General features: G+C 24.7%; 1 protein-coding gene and 2 pseudogenes. 1 reads left to right on the top strand and 2 read right to left on the bottom strand.

Annotated features, from left to right (window positions below):
• Positions 1–486: 486 nt before the first annotated feature.
• On the top strand, positions 487–615 hold the full coding sequence (locus ACEW7V_RS01030; protein ID WP_374695602.1) for a hypothetical protein: 129 nt from the start codon (positions 487–489) through the stop codon (positions 613–615).
• Between the two features lie 280 nt (positions 616–895).
• Here ACEW7V_RS01030 and ACEW7V_RS01035 read toward each other — a convergent pair.
• Both ACEW7V_RS01035 and ACEW7V_RS01040 read right to left on the bottom strand, forming a co-directional pair.
• Positions 896–982 (bottom strand): annotated as a pseudogene (locus ACEW7V_RS01035) (hypothetical protein); the annotation flags it as partial.
• 1,190 nt (positions 983–2,172) lie between these two features.
• Positions 2,173–2,361: pseudogene (locus ACEW7V_RS01040) on the bottom strand (hypothetical protein); the annotation flags it as partial.

The following is a 2,361-nucleotide window of genomic DNA, read 5'->3' on the forward strand; positions in this document are numbered from 1 at the left end:
CATGTATTTCTCGTTAAATTATCTTTGTTTCTATAATTATTTATCAACCAATCTTTTTGATATCATTATTTGCCTCTTTATTTTATTTATTTTTGCCAAGACTTAATATTAATTGCAACTTGAAAATTATTTTGATAATGCTTTTTCTGAAATTCTCCTCTTTTTAATTCGTAAATGCTTTGAAATTTTAACTCAAAAAGGCTAGAAGATAATTATTATCAAAGTTAATTGTTTATGATGGATTATAATTTCAACACTTCACAAAGAAACAATCAAATTATGATTTAGCCCTATTTTATTTTTTGCATCTATATTCTGATTTGGTAAAAATAAAATACTTTTTAATGAACCTCAACCTAAAAACCTAAAACGTTTTATTTTAATTAACAAAACAATTTAATCTAAAAACAAAAAACAACATCAAATTTCAAAACAATACACAAAAGAAAGGAGCTTTTTTTATGATTAAAATAGGCAATAGATGCCATGGGAGGCGATTTTGCCCCATTAGAAATTGTCAGCGAAACTTGCTTTATTTTAAATAAAAATAAAGAACTTCACGTCGTTTTATATGGCAATCAAAAATTAATAACTCCACTTATTAAAAACTCTTAACAACTAAATTATTTATCAAACAGCAATTTTATTTTTAAGAACAAGATGACTTGTTAATACCAAATTTATAGTGCCTGCCGAAACTACCTGAACCCTATGTGATCTTGAGCGATGTTTCCAAAAATAGCATGTTGGGAGGAAGCACTGAATTTATATTTTTGTCACATCTTTAAAAATATAAAAAGGTTGATATGATTTGGTTAAGCAAAAAAGCAGTTTTTTCCGGTCATAAGTGGAGTTATTAATTTTGATTACATAAAACGACGTGAAGTTCTTTTTTATTTTTATTTAAGGCAAGCAAGGTTCCTTTGACAATTTCTAATGGGGCAAAATCGCCTCCCATGGCATCTATTGCTATTTTAATCATAAAAAAGCTCCTTTCTTTTTGTGTATTGTTTTTAAATTTGATGTTGTTTTTTGTTTTTTTAGATTAAATTGTTTTGTTGGTAAATAAAACGTTTTAGGTTTTTAAGTTTGGGGTTCATTAAAAAGTATTTTATTTTTACCAAATCGAAATATAGATGCAAAAAATAAAAATAGGGCTAAATCATAATTTGATTGTTTCTTTTGTGAAGTGTTGAAAAAATTATAATCCATCATAATAAATTACTTTGATAATAATTATCTTCTAGCCTTTTTGAGTTAAAATTTCAAAGCATTTGCAATTAAAAGAAATTTCAGAAAAAGCATTATCAAAATAATTTTCAAGTTGCAATTAATAAGTCTTGGCAAAAATAAATAAAATAAAGAGGCAAATAATGATATCAAAAGATTGGTTGATAAATAATTATAGAAACAAAAAAGATAATTTAGAACAAATTAATGATAAATTTATTACAAATATTTTTTTTATCAAAATAAAATTTATAATAATTTGCTATAATAATAGTAAATGAAATGTTAAATAAAAAAACTACATTAAACAGTTCAATATTATTTTATCATATTAGGAGGAGATAATTTCATTATTTTAAGTTTTTAAGTAATGAATTAAACTTGAAAAGTAACGATTTTATAAACAAAAATTGTAAAAGGAAGTGTTAGAAAATGGAATGCATGCAACAAGCAATCGTTAAAAAAATTTTATTTAGAAGTAAAAGTTATATATTTAAAACAAAATGGTAGTTCAAAAAAGACAATGGTTTGCTACTAATGTTTGTGTAAAGAACTGATAATTGTAAACAAAAAATGATGAAGTTCTTATTAATTTTACTCTACATATTGACACGTGATAATCCTGAGTTTTTTTTGCAACCAGGACAAGTTATTAAAAGTGTTAGAAGGAAAAGTTAAGCAAAGTAAGTAGTACTGTTTCTGAAGTTTGGTTAGATGTGAATAGTTTTCGTAAACTGATGAAGAAGAAAAAGCAAAATCAACTTCGTATAAGCTGAGTTTTTTATTATAAGGGATGTTTTTGGGTGTGATTTTTTTGAATTATTCTATATTTCAAATATTTTTTTTTTGATATGCCAAAAAGATTAAAAGAATTTTTATTTAAAAATATCCTAGCTACATTTATTGCTTGTTTGAGTAGCAACACATTGCAAAGAAATATTTCTAATTGGAGCAATTTTGGGCAATTAATTTTGATATGATAAGGCTCATTGGTTTCATTTTTTGAAACGGATAAGGAGTTAAATAAGGACAATCAGTTTCTAATAAAATTTTATCAGAATAGTTTTTGCAATTTCGTAGGCAACTTTGGCATGAGGATAAGTAACAACTCCTCAATTCCAATGTAAAAGG

The organism is Areca yellow leaf disease phytoplasma (assembly GCF_041920595.1).